Origin of the sequence: Paraglaciecola polaris LMG 21857 (genome assembly GCF_000315055.1) — a bacterium.
In the GTDB taxonomy this organism is placed as follows: domain Bacteria; phylum Pseudomonadota; class Gammaproteobacteria; order Enterobacterales; family Alteromonadaceae; genus Paraglaciecola; species Paraglaciecola polaris.
Map to the genome: position 1 here is coordinate 1 of NZ_BAER01000024.1, position 21383 is coordinate 21383.

Sequence of the window (21383 nt, forward strand, 5' to 3'; positions counted from 1 at the left end):
TGCTGCCGTTAGCTTTAAGACGGGTTATCATTTTGATAAAACCGCTTTTATCTGCCTCCGGCAATATGGCCAGCGTAATACCACTAAAGTAAACGAGATCGAAATGCGGCCAATTGGCTTGGCAATCATTTTTTTCTATAAGCTGCATAAGTTGTGTGGCGGCAGAATCTTTACGCCAGTAATCAAAGTGACGCTCGCCGCTGGGATCGTTTTGGATCGCGTAGATACCCACATTGTTATCGGTTGAGGTAAGGGCCAACTGGCTATTAATACCTTGTTGTAACCAATGCTCTGTCATCAGAGTGCTAAATGCGTCTTGGCCTACGCCGGTGAGAAAGTAGCAATCTAGGCTGTCCTCCCATCGTTTGGCATAGACCAGTGAATTGTAGGTATCACCCGCGAAGGAGTGACTCAAGCCAGCATGCTCGTTCAGACTAAGCTCAAGCATGCATTCGCCTATCGCTAACAACGAAGGATTTGGCATATTAAGCAACGCTCGCTTTGGTTTGTGGGCTATATAAATCCAGTTCAATTTCTTCAATGGTTTTGTTTTTGGTTTCTGGCATGATTTTGCACAAGATCACGAAACCAATCGCCCCGCTAATGGCATAGAAAAGGAATATGTCACTGGCTCCCATATGACTCAACTGCCATGGGAAGAACTGCTGAACCAGATAGCTAACGATACTCGCCAGTAAAGCAAACATCGGAATGGCCGTACCCCGAATGGCAATCGGGAATATCTCTGAAAATAACACCCACATCACGGGACCAATTGAGAAGTGAAACGCTGCTATATAGCCCATCACCCCGATTAAAATCATATTCGCGTTCACATTAGTGGCCATTTGCATCAACTGACCCTCATGCCTTCTAAACTCTTCAAGACCAATCACGGATTGCAGCATATTTTTAAATTCGATATCTGATGAGAAGGCCGTGCTCACCATATTCGCCATGCCCAAGGTGTTATGTTCCCGCGTGAATGCGCTTATTTGTTCTGGCGATAGCATATAGGTGGCCTGGCTAAACGCGTAGTGGCACATAAATAAGCTGATGGTGCCGGCTGCAAGACCATAAATAACCAATGGCCTACGACCCAGACGGTCCACAAGCAGAACCGCCCCAATGGTAAAGACTACACTGACTAATCCGACGATCAGAGCTTGAAAGAATGCGGCGTTGGTGCCAAGACCGACTTGCTCAAATACAGTGGGAGCATAAAACATGATGGCGTTAATACCGGTAATTTGTTGCACCACACCCATGGTTAGGCCAATAAGCGCGGCCTTGCGCATTTTGCTGCCAAACATGGCTTTTAATGCTTCCATCGTGGACAAGGCATGTTTATCACCCAGCTCAACGCTGTGCTGAATTTGCGCTAATTCACGTTGTGCTTCTGCAGGGGATAAGAAACGCTGCAACACTAGGTTTGCTTGTTGAATATGGTTATTCATCACCAACCAGCGGGGGCTCTTAGGAATGAAAAATAATAAAATTAACCAGATAATAGCCGGTATGATCTCGATAGCGAGCATCCAGCGCCACGTATGGGTGTTTAACCCCATAGCAATAACCCAATCGGCATCCAGTTGTGAGGCTTGTAAGATAAGGTAGTTAGCGAAGTAAGCCGTCGATAGGCCAACAACGATGTTAATTTGTATCATGGCAACCAATTTCCCCCGTAGCTTGGGCGGGGCGATTTCGCCTATATACATGGCTGCAACTGACAACGAGGTAAAAGCTAAGCCGCCGACGAAGCGCGCCGTCACTAACATCTCAAAGGACACCGCTAAAACAGAGGCCACAGCAGACAAAATATACAAAAAAGCAATAATCAGTAAGGCTAAGCGCCGACCGTATTTATCGCAAATCATGCCTGTGATAAGCAGGGCAAACAGAACCCCAAAACCAGGAGCACTGACCACAGCACCAATTTGTAAGTCGGATAAGGAAAACTCTTCGGATATAAATCTTACAGTGCCTGAGATCAGTGCTGCATCTAAGCCGAAAATGAAACCGCCAAATGCCACTACAATCGCACAGAAAAAAACATGCCTTACTTGATTATTCATTGATGTTCCCATTTACGTCGAGTAGTGCACACTACTTATTTTACATTATCTTAATACTAACCCAATTATTGATAATTGTTAACAATTAATTATCAGGTGAGAAATGACCGTTATCTTGAACAGCCTAGTTTTTATTGCATAAACCTTTGTATGCAACGCATTTTCTTGTGGTACTGGGTAATACGGGTACTTATCCAAATTGGCGCTCATCAATTAAACAACGGATAATCGTATAACTTTCACATTATTATATGATAATAAAATTGTTAACAATTTTACATTAACAATCTGCCATGTATAATGCAAAAATGTTAATTTTGTTAATATTCTTACGAGGAAAAATTATGAATGTCAAAAAAACTGTGTTGTTCTGCGCCGTCATGGCTGCATTATCTGGCTGTAGCGCTAGTGGGTCGGATGATAATACCGATGTGGCAGTTGTTTCTCCTAATGATAAGCATATTAATACCCAAAGCGACGAGCAAGCCCTAGGACTGGAAACGATATTTGATGCATCACAAGCTGACGCGCTACAAGACGTTAAGTGCACCAATGCAAGCGGTACCGTAAACAACGCATCAAATGCAGGCTTAACGGTCACTTTTCATGGTAAGAGCAATATTAATAGTGCTGTGGATTTTGTGCCTAGGGTGCCATGGGATTGGAGCAAATTAAATGATTTTAATATCGCGTTTGATATCAGTAATCCTGGTGAGCACTCAGTGCAATTGTTCCTGAATATTTCTGATACAAATGGCGATACCTACACCCGATCGGTAAGCGTACCTGTGGGCGGACAAAAAACCTATTACGCCAAAATGGCGGGGCATGATCTGGCTAAATCTATTAGTGACTCAAAGAACGAATTTAACTTTACGTCTGGTCTGCGCTCGAATCCAGATACCTGGTCATCTGACGATATGCAGTTCATTTCATTGTGGGGCAAAAAAAACCTTAGCTCAGCGGTATAAGTAAAATATCCCTTAGCATACAGAACAATTTATTTGATAAAAAGGTCACCATTAATAACATTCGTTTGCGCAAAAACCCGCCTATGGATACCCAGTATCTTACTGGGGTAGTGGATAAATTTGGTCAAAATGCCAAACGCGAATTTGTCGGTAAAGTGCACTCGTTAGATGAATTACATAAGGTGCGCGATCAGGAGCTCGCTGAGCTAGATGGAAAATGGAACGCGGCGCGTTCTAAATGGGGCGGTTGGCTGAACGGCCCTAAACTTGAAGGAACCGGGCATTTTAGAACGGCTAAATATAAGGGGAAATGGAGCTTGGTTGACCCAGATGGATACCTGTATTTTGCCACCGGACTCGATATTATTCGGTTAGCAAACTCATCTACTATGACAGGCTATGATTACCCTGCATCCGCGTTGGCGAAAGCGGACAATGCGGATGTCACTCCCGCTGATTCACAAGGTCTTAACCGTGTTGATGACAGTGCCGTGCCGTTACGCTTTGTGGCATCCAAGCTGAGAAAAGACTTGTTTACTTGGTTGCCCGAATATGACGAACCTTTGGGAAAACATTATGGATATCGCACCGGAGTGCATTCAGGCCCGCTAAAACAAGGTGAAACCTACAGTTTTTATTCGGCTAATTTGGATCGTAAATACAGTGAGCTTGCTCCTGATTATATGCAGAAGTGGCATGACGTTACCTTGCAGCGTATGCGCAACTGGGGATTCACTTCACTCGGAAATTGGACCGATCCGGCGTTTTACGATAATCAACAAGTACCATTTTTTGCTAATGGCTGGATCATCGGCGACTTTAAAACCGTTTCCAGCGGCGACGATTTTTGGGGCAACATGCCAGATGTATTCGATCCTAAATTTAAAGAGCGTGCATTGCAGACCGTTAGCGTGATCGCACAAGAAGTCAAAAATACCCCTTGGTGCGTCGGTATTTTTATTGATAACGAAAAAAGTTTCGGACGTAGCGAAACGCCTCAGTCGCGGTACGGCATTGTATTCAACACCCTTAAACGTGATGGGCATGAGGTACCCACTAAAGCCGCTTTTACCAAGATGATGAAAAATAAGTATCACAGCATAGAGGCTTTGAATTCTGCGTGGGGTAAAGATATTGCTTCTTGGAATGTCTTTGATAAAGGCATGGATTCAACATTATCGCCGGATCCCAAATCTGCTGACAAACAGCTAGAGGATTACAGTGATATGTTATACGCCTATGCTGATAAATATTACGCAACGGTTGATAACGCATTGCAAACCTACTTACCGGATCATCTCTATCTAGGTTCACGTTTCGCTGATTGGGGCATGCCCATGGAAGTGGCAAAAGCCGCGACAAAATATGTCGATGTAATGAGCTATAACATCTACAAAGAAGGATTACACCCCAAAGGTTGGGAATTCTTAGCGGATTTTGATATGCCATCTATTGTAGGCGAATTCCACATTGGCGCCACTGATAGCGGGTTATTTCATCCGGGTTTGGTACACGCGGCCACCCAACAAGACCGGGCTGATATGTATCAAGACTATATGCATACTATTATTGATAGCCCATATTTCATCGGAGCGCATTGGTTCCAGTATATGGACTCGCCAATTACCGGACGTGCTTATGACGGTGAAAACTACAATGTAGGGTTCGTGAATGTAACTGACACACCTTATGCCCCCATGGTTAAGGCCGCAAAAGCGTTACATCAAAATATGTACCAACGCCGTTTTAACGCCCAGTAGCGATTCTTTATTGTATGCAGCGCTATTTTCTTAGCGCTGCAGCTCCTATATCGATAATCATCAACCCCCTGATTTCCGTGTTTATCGATTCGTTGAATAGCGCAAGCGTAAATTAACCTTGAATAAGTCTGTTAACATATTTGGTTGATAGCGCAGCCAAACATGTTGTTTCCCCTAAGCGGTACGGCGTTATAACGCACATCTAAGCGCATTTGTACTGCGCGCTTAACGATCTTTTCATTATCGTTTTTCAATCATAAAATCGACTGCATACCATCCATTAAGCTGCACATTGCTAAGACATTTAAATGATTCTGCGAATTTCAGTGGCAGAATAACAAATAGTAAAATTGAGTACCCGCTCAGGTATTGACTGCCAACGCCCCATTGTCGTCTGTGTTTAAAGCGCATCGAGTGGGTTAAAGAGTATGATATTATTTTGCAAATTTGATTTTTCATTGCTCATTTATATGGCGCTGCCACTAGGTTTTGTAGCGCGTTGGCCTAGCGAGCAAAGGTGATTTTAGCGTGCAGCTTAGACAATGCAGGCATAACGAACAGCAACGTTTAAGACGATATCTACAACAGGAATAACAGATTATGGCGAACGATAGAAACTACAAAAAAAGCAAAATCGGTGATCACGTACTTAAGCCTGAAACCATGATGATGTCCTATGGTTATGACCCACAATTGTCTGAAGGTTCGGTTAAACCGCCGGTTTTTCTAACGTCGACATTTGCCTACCAGACACCGGAAGAGGGCGAAGAATTCTTCCACATTATGGCTGGGCGTAAGCCCGCACCACAAGGCAGTGTGGGTGGCCTGATCTACAGTCGCTTTAACCATCCCAACGTAGAAATTGTTGAAGACCGCCTATCTCTGTTCGAAGGCGCTGAATGTTCAATCGTTTGCTCCAGCGGCATGGGGGCTATCAGTGCTATACTGCTGGCTTATCTGCGCCCTGGTGATGTGATTGTGCAAAGTGCACCTCTTTATGGCGGCACAGAAACCTTGATCCGTAAATTTCTTCCCGAATTCAACATCGAAACTGGCGAATTCCACGACGGTCTGGACGAGTCGGGGATGCTTACCTCACTACGAGCTGCTGGTAAAAAAGGCCGCGTCGCCATGGTGTTTATTGAATCACCGGCCAACCCAACAAACTCCCTTGTCGATTTCGAAGCACTCAACCGGGTGTTAGATATTATCGAAACTGAGACAGGCCACCGGCCAATCAGTGTTTGCGACAACACGCTTATGGGGCCGGTTTTCCAACAAGTCGTGCCCCAAGGCATTGATATGGCTATGTATTCGCTGACTAAATACGTTGGTGGTCACAGCGATCTCGTTGCTGGCGCCGTTTGCGGTAGCCGTGAAATGTTGCGCCCCGTTCGCGCAACTCGTGGCGCGCTCGGCTTGAATCTTGACCCGCATACGAGCTGGATGATTTCCCGCTCACTGGAAACCTTGAGCATCCGCATGGAACGCGCCGCCGACAGCGGCCGTAAAGTGGCACAATGGATCGCGGATAATGGCTACATTGCAGCAAAAATCCTCCATCCTGAATTTATCCAAGATATAGCCTACCAAGCTGTGTATAAGCGCCAATGCTCAGGGCCGAGTTCGACCTTCTCATTTGTGCTGGACGTGTCAAAATCAAGCGCCTTTCGCTTGATCAACAATCTGTCTATTTTTAAATCTGCCGTCAGTCTGGGTGGCAGTGAAAGTCTTATCTGCCACCCAGGCAGCACCACACATTCGGGGGTGTCTACGGAGTTACGCGATAAATTCGGTATTACTGACGGCCTTATCCGCCTATCAATCGGTCTTGAGCACCCTGATGATCTTATCGCCGATCTCGATAATGCTTTCGAGGTGACTTTCAAGCAGAAAAAATAGGCTTAGCAGCCCGCAATGCAGGCTGCTAATGGCGATAGGGGCTTTACCGTCCGGTTTGAACATGACTGGAGTCATAATTCAGCACGGGGTTATGGATTTGCTTATAAAACCGTCAGCCCTGTGATGATACTTATTTTGCAGATAGGGCCTGCGCATCATGCCGGGTCTTTGACTGCGCCCTTGTATAAACAACAATCTCGAAAACATCGTACAGCATTGATTTTTACTGCATTTTTCATATTCATTTTGTAATTAATTCATATACCTATGTATATTTCCGTGGGTCCCATTGCAATTATGATCCCGATATAATTTACAATTATAACGATTGCACAGTATCGGGTTCATCTAAAGCCTATACGTAATAATATGGATTGTGGGATTTAGAAGAATGATTATGGACAAGCCTTCTAAGCGAGGTGCGCAAAGTGGATTTACCTTAATTGAATTAATTATTGTCATTGTTATTCTTGGAGTATTAGCGGTGACTGCGGCGCCACGATTTCTCAATTTGAACAGTGACGCTCATATTGCAGTCTTAGAAGCGATGGGCGGCGCAATTAAGTCATCTGGAACTTTGGTGTATGCCAAGTCAGCCATTCAAGGACAGAGTAATTTTGTGGTTGGCAACGTTGATTTGGACGGTGATGGCACATCGGATATTGAAACAAAATACGGATACCCAAGTGGCTCTCGCCGCAATGGTATTTCAAAAGCCATGAGTGATTCTTTTGCGACGGATTGGATATGGTCTACTAACTATACAGAAAGCGTATTTTATCTGACCTTGGCATCATTTACGCACACGTCCGGAGCATACGTTAATCAAGTGCCTATTGTCGCTTCAAACTGCTATTTAGTATACAACACAGCTGACAGTGTTGGTTCATCACCTTCTATTGAATACTTCACCTCAGGTTGTTAACACCATCGTATTTATGTCCCAGAAGCAAGCGTAGTAAGGGCACTCAAGTCGTGAGTTTAGTGAAATAAGCAATTCCTTCGGGCAGGAGAAGCGCTAATAGAATATAAAAAGGGTAAACCTAGGTTTACCCTTTTATTGTGTAGGACACGGACAGCAATGTTTTGCTCTTGTTATATTATTTTTATGCTTAGCCTTCGTTGATGTAAACAGTTTTCTTTTCGAGATATTGCTCGAGGCCAAACTTGCCATCTTCACCACCAAATCCGCTCTGTTTCCAACCATTATGGAAACCCTGATGCTGCTCACCCATACCGCGATTGATATACACTTCACCCACTTCCAAATCACTAATGGCTTGATTGATGTTGGCAAAGCTTTGTGTGTGAACGTAAGCACTTAACCCGTAGATACTGTCATTACAGAATTCAATGGCTTGTTGCATGCTACTGACTTTTATCACTGGTAGAATAGGGCCAAAGGTTTCTTCATGTACCACGATATTGTCTTGACTCACATCCACTAACACTGTGGGTTCGTACCAACATCCGCCTTCAAATCCTTCTACGGTTGCAGTTTTGCCGCCGGTGGCAAGGGTTGCGCCTTGCTTGAGACTCTCTTGTACTATGTGATCAATATTGTTGATTTCGCGTTGATTGCACTTAGGGCCCATCTGCGTGTCGGCCGCCATTGGATCACCTACTTTTAAGCTTTTAACCAAAGGCAAGAATTTTTCCATAAACTGGTCGTAAATTCCTTCATGCACATATAAACGCTCAACACAGGTGCAGACTTGACCACAGTTTGCAAAACGTCCCCAAAGGGCGTCTTCGGCTGCTTTATCCAGATCCGCATCATCCATAACGACCATAGGGGCCTTGCCACCCAATTCGAGCATGACTGGGGTCATATATTCCGCGCTGGTTTTATAGATTTGCTTACCCGCAACCGTCGAGCCGGTCATGGTAATCATTTTAGTGATGGGGTTTTCGCACAGTGCTTGACCTACCACTGAACCACTACCATTAATCACATTTAGTACGCCTGGTGGAATACCTGCTTCGTTGGCCAAACGGCCAAGTTCTGTGGTGGCCAGTGGTGTTTCTTGGGTGGGTTTGAGTACCATAGTATTGCCGGTAATCAAAGCCGGGCCAATTTTACGACCCGCCAGGGCTAAGGGGAAATTCCACGCGGTAATACCCACTACAACGCCTCTGGGTACTTTATGGATATAGATTTTTTCGTCTAGGTTATCTGAGGGCAGAATATCGCCTTCGATCGTTAAGGCATTGTCACAGGCATAGTCTATAAAGGTCGCAGTGACATCCACTTCCATTTCAGCCACAGAAAGCAGCTTGCCTTGTTCGGCGACTAACATAGGTGCCAAAATATGCTTGTTGTCACGGATCTTATTGGCAAAGGTCCGCAAAATAGTCTGACGAGTACGAGCGGTTAATTTTGCCCAGGATTTTTGCGCCTTATTGGCGACTTCTAGAGCGTGCTGAGCGTCTTGCTCACAGCCCTGTGGAATTTCACCAATGACTTTGCCAGTGGATGGACTAAGCACTTCAATAACACCCTGGGCTTTTGAGGCAACATACTGTCCGCCAATGAAGTTAACATTGTTGTTAAAATTAAAATCTTGAATACTCATTGAGATTATCTCCCCATCCAGCCGCCATCGACCAATAAAATCGCGCCATTTACGTAACTTGCTGCTTCAGACGCTAGGAACACCGCTGGACCTTTGAAATCTTCTGGTGTACCCCAACGACCTTGTGGAATGCGTCCCAATATAGCAGCAGAACGCTCGGCGTCGTTACGCAATGCTTCCGTATTGTCGGTATCAATATAACCTGGTGCTATGGCATTCACATTTACACCTTTGCCAGCCCATTCGTTGGACAGTGCCATGACCAGTTGACCAATAGCGCCTTTACTTGCTGCGTAACCAGGTACGGTTATGCCACCTTGGAACGTCAGTAGCGATGCCGTGAAAATGACTTTACCGGCACCGCGGGCTACCATTTCCTTGCCAATCTCTCGGCTTAGAATAAATTGTGAATTCAAGTTAACGTCAATGACCTTGTCCCATAGATCATCGCCATGCTCTGCGGCTGGCGCACGTAATATTGTGCCAGCATTGTTCACCAGAATGTCAATTTTCGGAAAATCAGCTTTTACCGCTTGAATAAAAGCATACAAAGCGTCGCGGTCAGAAAAGTCGCACTGGTAGCCGGTAAAGTTACGACCTAATGCCGTTACTTCTTTTTCTACGTCCGAGCCTTGTGATTCTAAGCTTGCGGAGACACCAATAATATCGGCGCCTGCTTCGGCTAAACCTAATGCAATGCCTTTACCTATTCCACGTTTACAGCCGGTAACTAAAGCTAATTTGCCTTCTAAACTAAACTTTTCTAACATATCAATTCTTTCCTCATAATCAATCGTGGCTAACGGTAACTACTGGGCATTACACTCAACTAGCGCTTTCATACCTTGTGGGTTTCCATCCATACTGGCAAATGCATTACCTATGTCTGCTAGTGGACTAACAGAACTAATAAAGGGAGTAAGATCAATTTGGCCGCTAGCGATTAACTCGATAGCCCAGTCAAAATCTGCCGCTTCGTAAACCCGGGCACCTAATAGCTCAAGCTCTTTCCAGAAAAATTGGAATAGATCAATCGGCGGTTGTGTTGAGTGAATTGCTACCATGACAATGCGGCCGCGACGACCAGCAATTTGTGTCATGGCTTCAATGGCGGGCAATACGCCTGATACTTCAAATACCACGTCAGCCCCTTTTGTCCCGGTCCAATCATCTACATAGGCGGCTAAATCGGTATCCATTGGGTTGACTGATTTCACCCCGAGTTCATCGGCAAAAGCTCGGCGACTTTCATTTGGTTCAGACACTAACACTTCAGCACCAACGCTTTTAGCAACGGCTGCGACTAATTGACCAATGGGGCCTCCCCCTAAAATGACGGCTTTTTCACCGGCTTGTAAACGTGAACGACGTACATCATGGCAAGCAACCGACAAGGGCTCAATTAATGCGCCTTGTTTTAAATCAACTTTAGCCGGCAATTTGTGCAACGTGCGGGCTTTCACTGTCCAACTAGACTGGAACGCCCCAGGGGTATCAATGCCCATAAATTTAAGGTTTTGACAAATATGGGTCAGGCCAGCATCGCACGTTGGGCAATCACCACACCAATCAAGTGGACGTACAACCACTTTTTCTCCTACGGCAAAGCCGTTAACGCCTTTGCCTATTTCGGCTACTACACCGGAAATTTCATGGCCTATGGTTTGTGGAATTGAAACACGTTTATCCATCACGCCATGGTAAATGTGCATATCGGTACCACAAATTCCCACATAACCAACATTTAGTCGAACTTCACCTTCCTGTGGAGCAATTGCATGCCCTTCGACGACTTTAAATGATTTATTACCAATATATTGAGCTGCGTACATGCGCGCCTCCTAGGAATGTTTAACTAAATAGGGAGTAAGTAACTCTGACTTAAATTCGACGCCCACTCCGGGGGTGCTAGGAGCGACGGCTTTACCGTTTTCAAGTTTCAGAGGGTGGGTGGTGTATCTATCTATAGGGAATGAATGCACTTCTAAGTAGCCTGCATTAGGCTGAGAGGCCATTAGGGATACGTGCAATTCATGCATACCGTGACTGCAAACAGGTAAATTGTTTGCATAAGCCATAGTGGCAACGGCTAACCAACCGGTTATGCCACCAATGTTTGATGCATCGGGTTGTAAAAAACCAAGTTTAGCCTGCGCAATTGCTTGGTTAAACTCGTATACAGTGTGCAGGTTTTCGCCCATGGCTAATGGAATGTTGATCTTGTCAGCTATGTGGGCAAATCCAGCATAGTCATCTGGAATAGTGGGCTCTTCAAACCAAGTGATATCGTATTGCTCAATGGCTTGGGCGAACTTGATAGCCTTATTTACCGTCAGTGAATAGTTGGCGTCCACCATAAAGGTAGCATCTGGGCCAATAAGGTTACGGACCGCCGCGACTCTGGCGACGTCTTCACGGTAATCTTCTTTGCCTACTTTAATTTTAACCGCTTGAAAACCGTTATCTAAGTAGCCTTGAATATTGCTAAGCAACTTTTCAGTTGAAAAGTTAAGGTCAATGCCACCTGCATAGCAATTAACTCGGTCACTGCAACCACCGGCTACCTTCCACAAGGGTTGTTTGAGCACTTTACAATGTATGTCCCACAGGGCGATATCTACCGCAGAAATCGCAAAACTCACTAAGCCACCGCGGCCGATATAGTGCAGGTGATATTGCATTTCTTCCCATAAATGGGTGATACAGCTTGCATCTTTACCAAGTAGAAAAGGTGTTAACTCGTCATTTAATAACGAATAAATAGCGCGGCCACCTTTACCACCTGTGTAGGTATATCCCACACCTTGGGTGCCGTCGGCGCAGGTAATGGTGCATAAGATCAGCTCAAAATGAGTATGATCGCCGTGTTTCGCATCGTTCAACACTTCATCCAGAGGCACGTTAAATAATTCAACGTTAATTGACGTTATTTGTGAACGGTTCATGGCAGGTGTGTCTAATTTGGTGATGACACTCATGATAATCCTGACTAGGTAAATTGATCGTGAATTAATTGTACATTGTTAACAATTAATTGCAAACCTAAATATTGATGTTATATATATGAACATTGTTAACTAAAAATATTTATCACAAGTAGATTTTTTCGTTTATTATATGGCATAAAATAAAATACTGCTTTTTGGGAAGCTTACCTTATGAAATCTAACAAAATTCTTTCCGTCAGAGAGTAAATCGCTGATGTACTCCGTTCTGATATTATTTCAGGTGAACTCGAACCAAACAGCAAACTGAACGAGCAACAGCTAGCAGAAAGGTTTGGTACCTCTCGTGGTCCGATCAGAGACGTGCTTATTAAGCTGACCAAAGAAGGTTTGTTGGTCAGTAAAGATAATGTGGGCTCGTCAGTGAGTAGTCCGTTGACCTCCGAATTACAAAAGCTAAGTATCGATATCCGGCGCAAAATTGAAGAGCATGCGGTTAAGCAGCTAGAAAATAATATTTCAGAAGCTGATCTTGCACGTATGGATGCCATTATCGATAAGATGCAGGAGCATTTCGATAAAGAAGAATTTACCGAATTAACCAAGACCGATATTGAATTTCATAAATACTTTGTTGGTCTGGCGGGTGGAGAAGATTTAACTAACTTGTGGTACCCAGTGGTACTGAGAATGCGTATGAACTACCAACGGATCCGCAACTCACAAACTCTAGTCGACGAGCATCGTCATATTGTGGATGCACTGCGGAAAAACGATCTCAAATTGGCCATTTCAAGCATTCGTAAAAACATAAAATAACCTTATATAAAGCCGTTTTATACAAAACGGCTTTTTTTGTTCATTTCTACTTGCCTATGCATTTCTGTAGTCAATATCACTGGCTATTCAACAACGACACCTTTTTTTTACCATCAACGAACTTTTATTTAGTAATGTCAGTAAGTGTGACTTTAATTCTGCTCTAGTGTGGTGAGCATTCCCCTTTCTTAAGGGTAAATAAATTGCTATTTGTAATGGGGCTTTCGTTATATTCCAACTCACTTAAATTTAAATTTATTATTATAATTTACAATGTCTTAGCGTGTAAATTTAGCTGAAAACTTCTTTCAAACATCAAGCCAATAAAATGCAAAAAAACGACCTAGCGACTTAATTCCAGCCTTGATAATTGTAAAAATATTGTTGATTTAGTTTGACTTCACACTACAATTTTCATTATATTTTGTAGATTGTTAACATTAAGGTTGATGACAATATTGGTTTTGTCATGTGGTAGATGTGACTAGAACTTATTCTTTCTGAATATCCAATATCTTCGAGGTGCACGAAATGAGTAACACAAAATTTAAACTAAACGCCATATGTATGGCGATGTTAGTGTCGTCCGCTAGTGTCTACGCTCAGCAAACGCCAGCGAATGCTGACGAGAGTGATGTTGAAGTGATTAATGTCACAGGTATTCGCAGCGCATTAAGTAAGTCGGCATCCATTAAACAAGAATCATCTGGTGTGGTTGACGCTATTTCTGCTGAAGACATAGGTAAGTTGCCAGATACCAACTTAGCCGAATCATTACAACGCATTAGTGGTGTATCAATTGACCGAGCCAATAATGAAGGTAACAAGGTTACCGTACGCGGTTTCGGTCCAGATTTTAACTTGGTGACCTTAAATGGTCGTCAAATGCCAAATTCATGTGCATTGCAATCTGCGGGGGTCTCTCGTAGTTTTAACTTCCGGGAAATCGCGTCAGAAAGCGTGTCTGGGGTCTCGGTATTTAAAACCGGTAAAGCCAATGTTGCCTCAGGCGGCATCGGAGCCACCATTGATATCAGTACTGCAAAGCCGTTTGATTATGATGGATTTAAAGCATTTGCCAGTGCGAAAGGTGTATACGATACCAGTGTAGAAACCGGCAGTAATATCACCCCTGAAATCTCAGGTATGATCAGCCAAACCTTCGCCGATGGTAAATTTGGTGTGTTGTTATCAGCTTCTCACTCGGAGCGTGATAGCGGTCGTGATCGCGTTGGGACGTCATCAGGTTGGGTGCGCAACCGTGCTAACCCTGATGGTGTTGACGCCAGTGCAATCAATTCCACTAACAACCCAACTGGGGCTTATTGGGTACCTTGGACACCGGAAATCGAACGCTTTGATACGGAACGTGAGCGTCAAAATGCGCAGTTGGTTTTACAGTTTGCACCCAACGATCGCATCGAAGCCACGCTTGATTACACCCTGTCACGTTTTGAAGAGACCAGCTATACCAACAAACAAGCATTTTGGTTTGATAACCCAACTGGGGTCGCCGATGAAAACGGTACCTTGGTGAATATCAGTAATGTTAACGATGAATTAAATTTCTGGGCCTGGGAGCGTTACGAGAAAAAAGAAAACGATTCAATCGGTTTTAATCTTAAGTGGCAGGCAACAGAGGCATTAAATCTGTCTTTTGATATTCATGATTCAACGTCTCACTCAAATCCAGATGGGCAAACTGCTGAAACTCTAGCTAACTTGAAAAATCCACCGGGTTCAGTGAGCTTAATTGCTGCTGATTTCAGTGGCGAAATCCCGTCGATTACTGTGGATGACTCTGGTTTACCGGGCGGTGCGTATAACCCTGACAATATTGTGTCTGATTTATACCAATTGCGCGGTTACGAGATGAAAAACAACATCAAGCAATACCAGTTTAATGGTAAGTGGGATAACCTCGAAGACGGCGCATTAGCCGCCATTAACTTTGGGGTAATGTACACCGATTATCAGGTTGATACGTATTTGTCTGAGCGCTTCTCTTTTGTGGATATTCCACTGGATGATTTGGGCTTAACGTTTTCGCCGTTGGGTAATTTCGCTGATCAGTTCTCGGGTGCCAGCAACTTGTTTCCCTTTATTCCCAAATATGATGCTAGTCGTTTTGTAGATATCGTCAAAGATCAAGGTTTGTTCCTTGCGCCTGATGTCACCACCAATGGGGTGAACGAAGAAACGACGGCCTTGTATGTCTCTTTTGACTTTAGAACTGAATTCAATCATTACCCCATAGATCTTAATGTGGGCGTTCGCTATGAAGACACTGACGTCAGTGCTTATTCAGTGCAACCAGGTATTATCGCGCTGAACTATCGGCACGCAGAAGAATTACGCCCGTTCTTTGACACCACAGCCACGGCACAGGAGTTAGACGGCAGTTATACCCGTATATTGCCGAACCTAGATTTTAGTATGGAGTTAACAGAGGATGTAAAAACGCGTTTCTCTTATAGCCGAACATTAGCCAGAGCGGGTATCAGTGCTATGTTCCCAGCTACGCGCATTGACGCACGTCCTGAAGGGCCATTTAATGCCTCTCAGGGGAACCCAAATCTGTTACCTATTACTTCTGATAACTTCGATATTTCACTTGAGTGGTATGACAACGACGGTAGCTACGCATCAGTTGGGTATTTTAAGAAATTCGTTGAAAACTTCATTGGTGCAGGCGTTGAACAACGTGCCATTAATGATGTTAACGGTAACCCATTACGTGACCCAAGTATTAACCCACGTCCTGGATGTCCTGATTCATCTGATACGCCGAATCCTGACTGTTTAAGCCAAGCGTCTGACCCGATTGTGATGTTTGATGTGTCGACGCCAGATAACCTACAAAATCGTGAAGTAGACGGTTGGGAATTTAATGCCCAGTATATGTTTGCGGATACCGGCTTTGGGGCCGTGGCTAACTACACCTTAGTTGACAGTGATGAAGCATTTGACCCCTATGATTTCGATCAAACCATCGCTTTAACTGGTTTAAGTGATTCAGGTAACTTAGTGGGCTTTTATGAAAATGAAAAGCTACAAGTACGTGTAGCGTATAACTGGCGTGATGAGTTTTTGTTAGCACTGGGCACAGAGCCTACGTTTACCGAAGCTTATGGTCAGTGGGATCTCAGTGTTAATTACGAGATTAATGAAACCTTCACCGTGTATGTCGATGGTCTCAACTTAACGGATGAAACCGTGCGTCGTCACGGACGTTTCGACCAGCAGTTAATTTCTGCTGAGCAATACGGGCCGCGCTTCAGTTTTGGCATTAGCGGTAAATGGTAAATCGCTCTGTCATCAACCTGGGGTTGCAATCCTAGGTTGATGGCGCTGTCGGTGAGCAGCGCAAATAGATAAAAACGTCAAACTAGCGAAAAATCCTTAACAGCCGCCACATTGAGCGGCTGTGTTATTTAGGTCGATTATGCACGCTGCACCAATCGATAGAGGCAAAATGTCAGCAGTGTTATGGTTAACTGCGTTAGGGCGGCGAAATAAATATGCCCATGGCAAAGCAATACACAAACCTTGGGAGAGTGGTCAGTGACACACGCAATTCAGTCCATTGTTATCGTTGGCGGGGGGACCGCAGGTTGGATAACGGCAGGAACGTTGGCGGCCAAGCTTAAAAATGAGCATGCTACGGGCTTTACCATTACATTAGTTGAGTCGCCGGATGTTAAACCCATCGGGGTTGGGGAGGGAACTTGGCCTACTATGCGCCGTACACTTAAAGCGATGGGCATAGGAGAAACCGACTTTATTCAACAATGTAATGTGTCATTTAAACAAGGGGCTAAATTCGCCAAGTGGGTCACGGGGGAGGAGGATGACTTCTATTATCATCCTCTGGTACTGCCACAAGATTTTGATAGGACTAATTTGGCGCGTCATTGGGCATACGCGCCCAGCGGGCAGTCCTTTTCTCAAGCGGTCAGTCCACAGGAAACCGTGTGTGAATTAGGCTTAGCGCCTAAAGCTATTACGACAGCCGAATACGCGTCCATTATTAATTATGCCTATCATCTTGATGCGGGGCTTTTTTCAGCCTTTTTGCAGCAACACTGCACCGATAAGCTTGGGGTGCGGCACATACTGGACAACGTTAGCCATATTAATTCGGCCTTGAATGGCGATATTACCAGTGTAAGCACAGCGCAAAATGGAGACATCAAGGGGGATTTATTTATCGACTGCACTGGCTTTAAATCGCTGCTGTTAGGGGAGCATTTCAAGGTCGGTTTTAAATCCTGTAAAGACGTATTATTTGTCGATCAAGCTCTTGCCATACACGTACCTTATGATGACGAAAATGCACCTGTGGCATCCCATACTATTTCCACCGGACAAAGCGCAGGTTGGGTGTGGGATATTGGCTTGCAAAATCGCCGTGGGGTAGGGCATGTTTATTCCAGTGCCCATACGAGTGAAGAGCGAGCTGGCGAAGAATTGCTGCATTATATTCGCCAAACAGGAGGCAGCGTCAACAGTGCGGATATTCGTAAAATTCCATTAAATCCAGGCCACAGAGAAAAGTTCTGGCAACGAAACTGCGTAGCCATTGGTTTGTCCGCAGGCTTTCTTGAGCCCCTTGAAGCATCATCTTTGCTGCTTGTCGAGATATCCGCCTCTATGATTGCAGAACAGTTTCCTGCCATGCGCGATGCAATGGACGTCATTGCCAAGCGGTTTAACCGCACGTTCTTGTATCGCTGGGAGCGCATAATCGACTTTTTGAAACTGCACTACATGTTAACCCAACGCAATGATTCAGATTTTTGGATTGATAACCGCGACCCAGTAACGATCCCCCAAAGCCTGCAAGATCATCTAACCTTATGGCGCTATCAGCCACCTTGGCACAATGATTTTGAGGATGCGGTTGAAGTATTTCCTGCTGCAAGCTATCAATATGTATTGTACGGAATGGGGTTTTATACTCAGCACAGTGCATTAGGACTATCAGACGCTTATCAGCAAAAAGCTGTCAGTTTACGACACAAAAATAGTCAGCAGTGTGAGCAGATGCGCAGAAACTTGCCAACCAATCGGGCATTGTTAAACAAAATTCATCAGTATGGTTTACAAAAAGTGTAATAGGATAACCCCAGAATAAAGTTGCGTACGAAGGCGCAATAGCACCCATTAAAAAATAAGGAGGCGGCCGTGGCTCAGCCTGTACTACTCGATATCAAGCATCATAGTGACATCCGTATAGTGACTAACAGAGGCGCTGAATACGGCGAAAATGTACATTTCATCCCAGTCGTTGCTGATGAGGTTAGAGCCTTAGTATTGGCCTACCCCATTTGCTTTTTAAAAGATAACAACACAGGGCAATTCGGCTTAAACGTGATCACGGGTTTTGAAGCAGGTGAGAACCTATTTTTGGATAATAATCAATGGTGTAGCCATTATGTGCCGCTCCATTTACGACGCCAGCCCTTTATGGTCGGCGTGACCGAAAGCGGTGCCGAGCCCACTAACGACAACACCGTCATCACTATTGATATGGACAGCCCAAGAGTGAATACCAGTCAGGGGAGCGTTTATTTGACGAGCACGGGAAAGCCAACCGCTACTTAGACGAAATCAGTGATTTACTGAGTCAATTAATGTCTGGTAATAAACGCACGGAGATTTTTATCAATGCGTTAGTGGAGCATGACTTAATTGAACCCGTGCAACTGGGTATTACCCTTTCAGGTGGCGAGCAAAAACGTTTTGATGGTTTGTATAGCATCAACGAAAGCAAACTGGCCGCATTGACAGGGGAAGCCTTGGAACAGTTTCACAGCAAAGGCTACATGCAGGCCTGTTACTTAATCTCGGCCTCAATGGGGCATATTCAAAAACTAGTGGAATGGAAGAAGGCGCGAGGTTAATTAGCCAAAAGCGTCCTATTTAATTTATTGTGTGGTGAGGGGGCGCTAGGTTGTCGTGCAAGGTGTTGCTTGAATATTTAGTTACGTCATTCGAGCAATGATTTCAAATCTTGGGCGCATCTTGCAGAATGTTTTTTATCATGTTTAAGCCTCTATTATTTGCAATAAGTTTATTAATCACGGAGCAATCGCCAATCAAATCTGATGTTTGTTCCCTCTAACTCTGACCCTAAGCGTTATTATTTGAACGCTCGAGGGAGGGAAAAATACCCCTATCATGAAGGGTGCTAAACACCCGTACGTTTCACCCATTTATACGTTCAATTTACTGACCTTTCTCGTCACGTTTGTGCCCTTTTTCTCGATAACGACGATTTCACCGAAATTGATATTCAGCCAATTGTCGGCATTTTCAGTTAGCGGTTCCGAGGCAAATATAGCGGACGTTGCCTCGTCGCCAGAACATACATCAATGTCGTAAGATTTTTCATATTGTTGAAAATTTCGACCTGTAAGCAAATACATAGGTTCTAGGACCATGGATAGCGCATAGTCTTTTGTATCAGGACCTGACTTTCGTAATGCTTTCCAGTCGCCAGTTACGTCGATTTCGCCGTTATGTCCAGTACCATAATTGACCCCGATAATTCGGTTGGGGGCAACCAAGGCAATCTTTAACTTGTTGAGCGCTAGGAGATCGAGGTTTTTCATCGTTTGGACGATGAGTTTAAGCATGTCCTCGAACCCATGTTGAACATCCTCGTTACTATCACTCTTGAGCAATGACAGAAGAAGCACGTAAAGAAACTCTGTGTCTGTGGTGCCGCGCATCTGTTTCAGGTACTTATTCTTACAGTGCGATAGTAGTTCTTTTTGTAATAATCTCCAATTCGACAAGTTACCGTTCTGAGCAATAATCCATGGAGTTTCTTGAAACGAAAAAGGGTGGCAATTTTCGTCGGCTAGTACTGTTTTCGAATTATAAGCTGCTGCTCTTACGTGAGCTAACATGGTGCTAGCCTGAATACTTGGTATGATCCCTTCGGCATTATCATCGTAAAAAGCAGGCATGGGCCTATGATAGAGCAAGGGTTCTTCTGGTTTCAAAAGATGTTTGCTCCAGGCGCCAAATCCCCAGCCCGCTAGTTGAAGTAACGGATGAAGTTCAGGGTCCAAAGACTGATTTATCAGACTATTCTCTGGCTTCAGTAGTAAGCTTTCAAGCGGTATTTCTGGTCCGATATAAGCAAGAACTCGGCACATGATTTATCCTTATTTGTTGAGTAAACAGGCGTACCTATGTTCGCTCACGTAACTATCGTTTATTACCGCATACAGCAGTATAGCCTGTGCCCATTAGTGCATACCCTTGGACTAGACGCAAATCGAGGGAGCAAGGAATTTACTTCTTTGTTTTGATAAGATAGGCACAATGCTCTGGTGGTCAATGAGCGCAAGCGCGGGCTTATGGTTAGTGTTTGCCTATCGCTGACGCCTTAACTTAACGCTATTAATACTGGAGGGCACATATGTCAGAACTGCTTTATGCCGCGTACGGCAGTAACTTGCATCCATATCGGCTATGCGCACGTGTACCCACTGCCAACCTCATTGGTATCAGCCACATAGACGGTTACGGTTTGCGGTTCAACAAGCGTGGCAAGGACGGTTCGGCCAAATGCAGTATAGAGGTGGCGGCAGAAAAAACATGTGTTGCCGTCTACAGTATCAATACCGATGATACGGCAGTGCTCGATCTGATTGAAGGACTTGGTCGCGGATACCATCGGGCCATAGTTGAAGTGAGTAACGTTGGGCCGTGTTGGACATACATTGCGACGCCAGAGGCCGTGGATAACACGTTAATACCATTTAGCTGGTACAAGCGACTTGTGATGCTGGGGTGTGAATACCATGATTTCCCGGTCGCGTATGTCGACGCTATTCGCGCTATTGCAGATGTAAACGACCCGGTGATTGACAGACATACTGTGAATCTCGAGCTGGTCGGGCGACTGGAGCAAGTTATGCACAAAGGTGATTTCATCGACCGCTGACGTCCTTAAATAGGAATAAATGGACCGAGTACCTATCGCGTCAGATATCTCAGAGTTTACAACCGTCCTGACCATAACATTATGCGTCATCACTGATTAATTTGTACTTCAAGCGTCGTAATTCACACAATACTGTTCGGTAAATGGTGTAAGATAGGAATATCTCCCATGTCATAATCAGCGGTCAATTCTAGCGTAATTGCGGTTTAAGCACCGTATTGCTTATCGTCGATTCTATCGGTCATTAGTTCCTTTGGTTCCCCAACCATAGTTTGGTAAGTAAGCAAATTAGATAGATGAATGGATCCAGCATAAAATATTGTTCGAGCAATAAATTGAGCTGTTCCGCAAGGGCCTGTGAACACCTCTAAA

The 21383-nt window shown here is 44.5% G+C and carries 13 protein-coding genes and 2 pseudogenes; 8 read left to right on the forward strand and 7 right to left on the reverse strand.

Annotated elements, in window-relative coordinates; translation table 11 throughout:
• Together GPLA_RS04535 and GPLA_RS04540 are read right to left on the reverse strand one after the other, a co-directional pair.
• Window positions 1–448, reverse strand: a 448-nt coding sequence (locus tag GPLA_RS04535; protein ID WP_264370809.1) for a PfkB family carbohydrate kinase, incomplete at its 3' end; no start/stop codon positions are given.
• A 37-nt stretch (window positions 449–485) separates the two neighbouring features.
• Window positions 486–2075 carry a sugar porter family MFS transporter gene (locus tag GPLA_RS04540; protein ID WP_007103660.1) on the reverse strand — a complete coding sequence of 530 codons (1590 nt, stop codon included), beginning with the start codon at window positions 2073–2075 and terminating at the stop codon, window positions 486–488.
• A 344-nt stretch (window positions 2076–2419) separates the two neighbouring features.
• On the opposite strand from GPLA_RS04540, the pseudogene GPLA_RS24185 reads away from it, so the two are divergent.
• The 3 genes and pseudogenes from GPLA_RS24185 to GPLA_RS24245 all read left to right on the forward strand — a co-directional run bounded on the left by GPLA_RS24185 (window position 2420) and on the right by GPLA_RS24245 (window position 7633).
• Window positions 2420–4806 (forward strand): annotated as a pseudogene (locus tag GPLA_RS24185) (beta-galactosidase).
• A gap of 600 nt (window positions 4807–5406) precedes the next feature.
• Entirely contained in the window at window positions 5407–6708 is a 1302-nt protein-coding gene (locus GPLA_RS04550; RefSeq protein WP_007103662.1) for a cystathionine gamma-synthase family protein, read from the forward strand.
• Between the two features lie 397 nt (window positions 6709–7105).
• Window positions 7106–7633, forward strand: coding sequence for a prepilin-type N-terminal cleavage/methylation domain-containing protein (locus tag GPLA_RS24245; RefSeq protein ID WP_040513915.1), 528 nt, complete (start codon window positions 7106–7108; stop codon window positions 7631–7633).
• Window positions 7634–7820: 187 nt separating this feature from the next.
• Here GPLA_RS24245 and aldA read toward each other — a convergent pair whose 3' ends face one another.
• From aldA to GPLA_RS04580, 4 genes are read right to left on the reverse strand one after another with little or no spacing between them, the layout of a single operon-like run.
• Window positions 7821–9284, reverse strand: coding sequence for an aldehyde dehydrogenase (gene aldA / locus GPLA_RS04565; RefSeq protein ID WP_007103665.1), 1464 nt, complete (start codon window positions 9282–9284; stop codon window positions 7821–7823).
• A gap of 5 nt (window positions 9285–9289) precedes the next feature.
• Window positions 9290–10054, reverse strand: a complete 765-nt coding sequence (locus GPLA_RS04570; RefSeq protein WP_007103666.1) for a 2,5-didehydro-3-deoxy-L-galactonate 5-reductase — start codon at window positions 10052–10054, stop codon at window positions 9290–9292.
• A 39-nt stretch (window positions 10055–10093) separates the two neighbouring features.
• A complete protein-coding gene (locus GPLA_RS04575; RefSeq protein WP_007103667.1) occupies window positions 10094–11116 on the reverse strand; it encodes a zinc-dependent alcohol dehydrogenase in 1023 nt (340 codons plus the stop codon).
• A 9-nt stretch (window positions 11117–11125) separates the two neighbouring features.
• Window positions 11126–12262 (reverse strand): mandelate racemase/muconate lactonizing enzyme family protein, encoded by a 1137-nt coding sequence (locus GPLA_RS04580; protein ID WP_007103668.1) that lies wholly within the window; start codon window positions 12260–12262, stop codon window positions 11126–11128.
• Between the two features lie 216 nt (window positions 12263–12478).
• On the opposite strand from GPLA_RS04580, the gene GPLA_RS04585 reads away from it, so the two are divergent.
• From GPLA_RS04585 to GPLA_RS04600, 4 genes and pseudogenes are all read left to right on the forward strand, one after another.
• Entirely contained in the window at window positions 12479–13048 is a 570-nt protein-coding gene (locus GPLA_RS04585) for a GntR family transcriptional regulator (RefSeq protein WP_226993060.1), read from the forward strand.
• Window positions 13049–13579: 531 nt separating this feature from the next.
• A complete protein-coding gene (locus GPLA_RS04590; protein WP_007103670.1) occupies window positions 13580–16354 on the forward strand; it encodes a TonB-dependent receptor in 2775 nt (924 codons plus the stop codon).
• Window positions 16355–16612: 258 nt separating this feature from the next.
• Complete coding sequence (locus tag GPLA_RS04595) at window positions 16613–18166, forward strand: tryptophan halogenase family protein (protein ID WP_007103672.1); 1554 nt, start codon at window positions 16613–16615, stop codon at window positions 18164–18166.
• A 120-nt stretch (window positions 18167–18286) separates the two neighbouring features.
• Window positions 18287–18954, forward strand: a pseudogene (locus GPLA_RS04600) (SapC family protein).
• A 312-nt stretch (window positions 18955–19266) separates the two neighbouring features.
• Here GPLA_RS04600 and GPLA_RS04605 read toward each other — a convergent pair.
• Window positions 19267–20217, reverse strand: coding sequence for a class II glutamine amidotransferase (locus GPLA_RS04605; RefSeq protein WP_007103673.1), 951 nt, complete (start codon window positions 20215–20217; stop codon window positions 19267–19269).
• Window positions 20218–20483: 266 nt separating this feature from the next.
• Here GPLA_RS04605 and GPLA_RS04610 point away from each other — a divergent pair, with 266 nt between their 5' ends.
• Window positions 20484–21011 carry a gamma-glutamylcyclotransferase family protein gene (locus tag GPLA_RS04610; protein ID WP_007103674.1) on the forward strand — a complete coding sequence of 176 codons (528 nt, stop codon included), beginning with the start codon at window positions 20484–20486 and terminating at the stop codon, window positions 21009–21011.
• Window positions 21012–21383: the final 372 nt, after the last annotated feature.

Bases quoted from the DNA above. Each gene is read 5' to 3' on its own strand.
- GPLA_RS04540 (WP_007103660.1), bottom strand. From the start codon at position 2,075: ATGAATAATCAAGTAAGGCATGTTTTTTTCTGTGCGATTGTAGTGGCA.
- GPLA_RS04575 (WP_007103667.1), bottom strand. From the start codon at position 11,116: ATGTACGCAGCTCAATATATTGGTAATAAATCATTTAAAGTCGTCGAA.
- GPLA_RS04610 (WP_007103674.1), top strand. From the start codon at position 20,484: ATGTCAGAACTGCTTTATGCCGCGTACGGCAGTAACTTGCATCCATAT.
- GPLA_RS04550 (WP_007103662.1), top strand. From the start codon at position 5,407: ATGGCGAACGATAGAAACTACAAAAAAAGCAAAATCGGTGATCACGTA.
- GPLA_RS24245 (WP_040513915.1), top strand. From the start codon at position 7,106: ATGGACAAGCCTTCTAAGCGAGGTGCGCAAAGTGGATTTACCTTAATT.
- GPLA_RS04590 (WP_007103670.1), top strand. From the start codon at position 13,580: ATGAGTAACACAAAATTTAAACTAAACGCCATATGTATGGCGATGTTA.
- GPLA_RS04605 (WP_007103673.1), bottom strand. From the start codon at position 20,217: ATGTGCCGAGTTCTTGCTTATATCGGACCAGAAATACCGCTTGAAAGC.
- GPLA_RS04570 (WP_007103666.1), bottom strand. From the start codon at position 10,054: ATGTTAGAAAAGTTTAGTTTAGAAGGCAAATTAGCTTTAGTTACCGGC.
- aldA (WP_007103665.1), bottom strand. From the start codon at position 9,284: ATGAGTATTCAAGATTTTAATTTTAACAACAATGTTAACTTCATTGGC.
- GPLA_RS04580 (WP_007103668.1), bottom strand. From the start codon at position 12,262: ATGAGTGTCATCACCAAATTAGACACACCTGCCATGAACCGTTCACAA.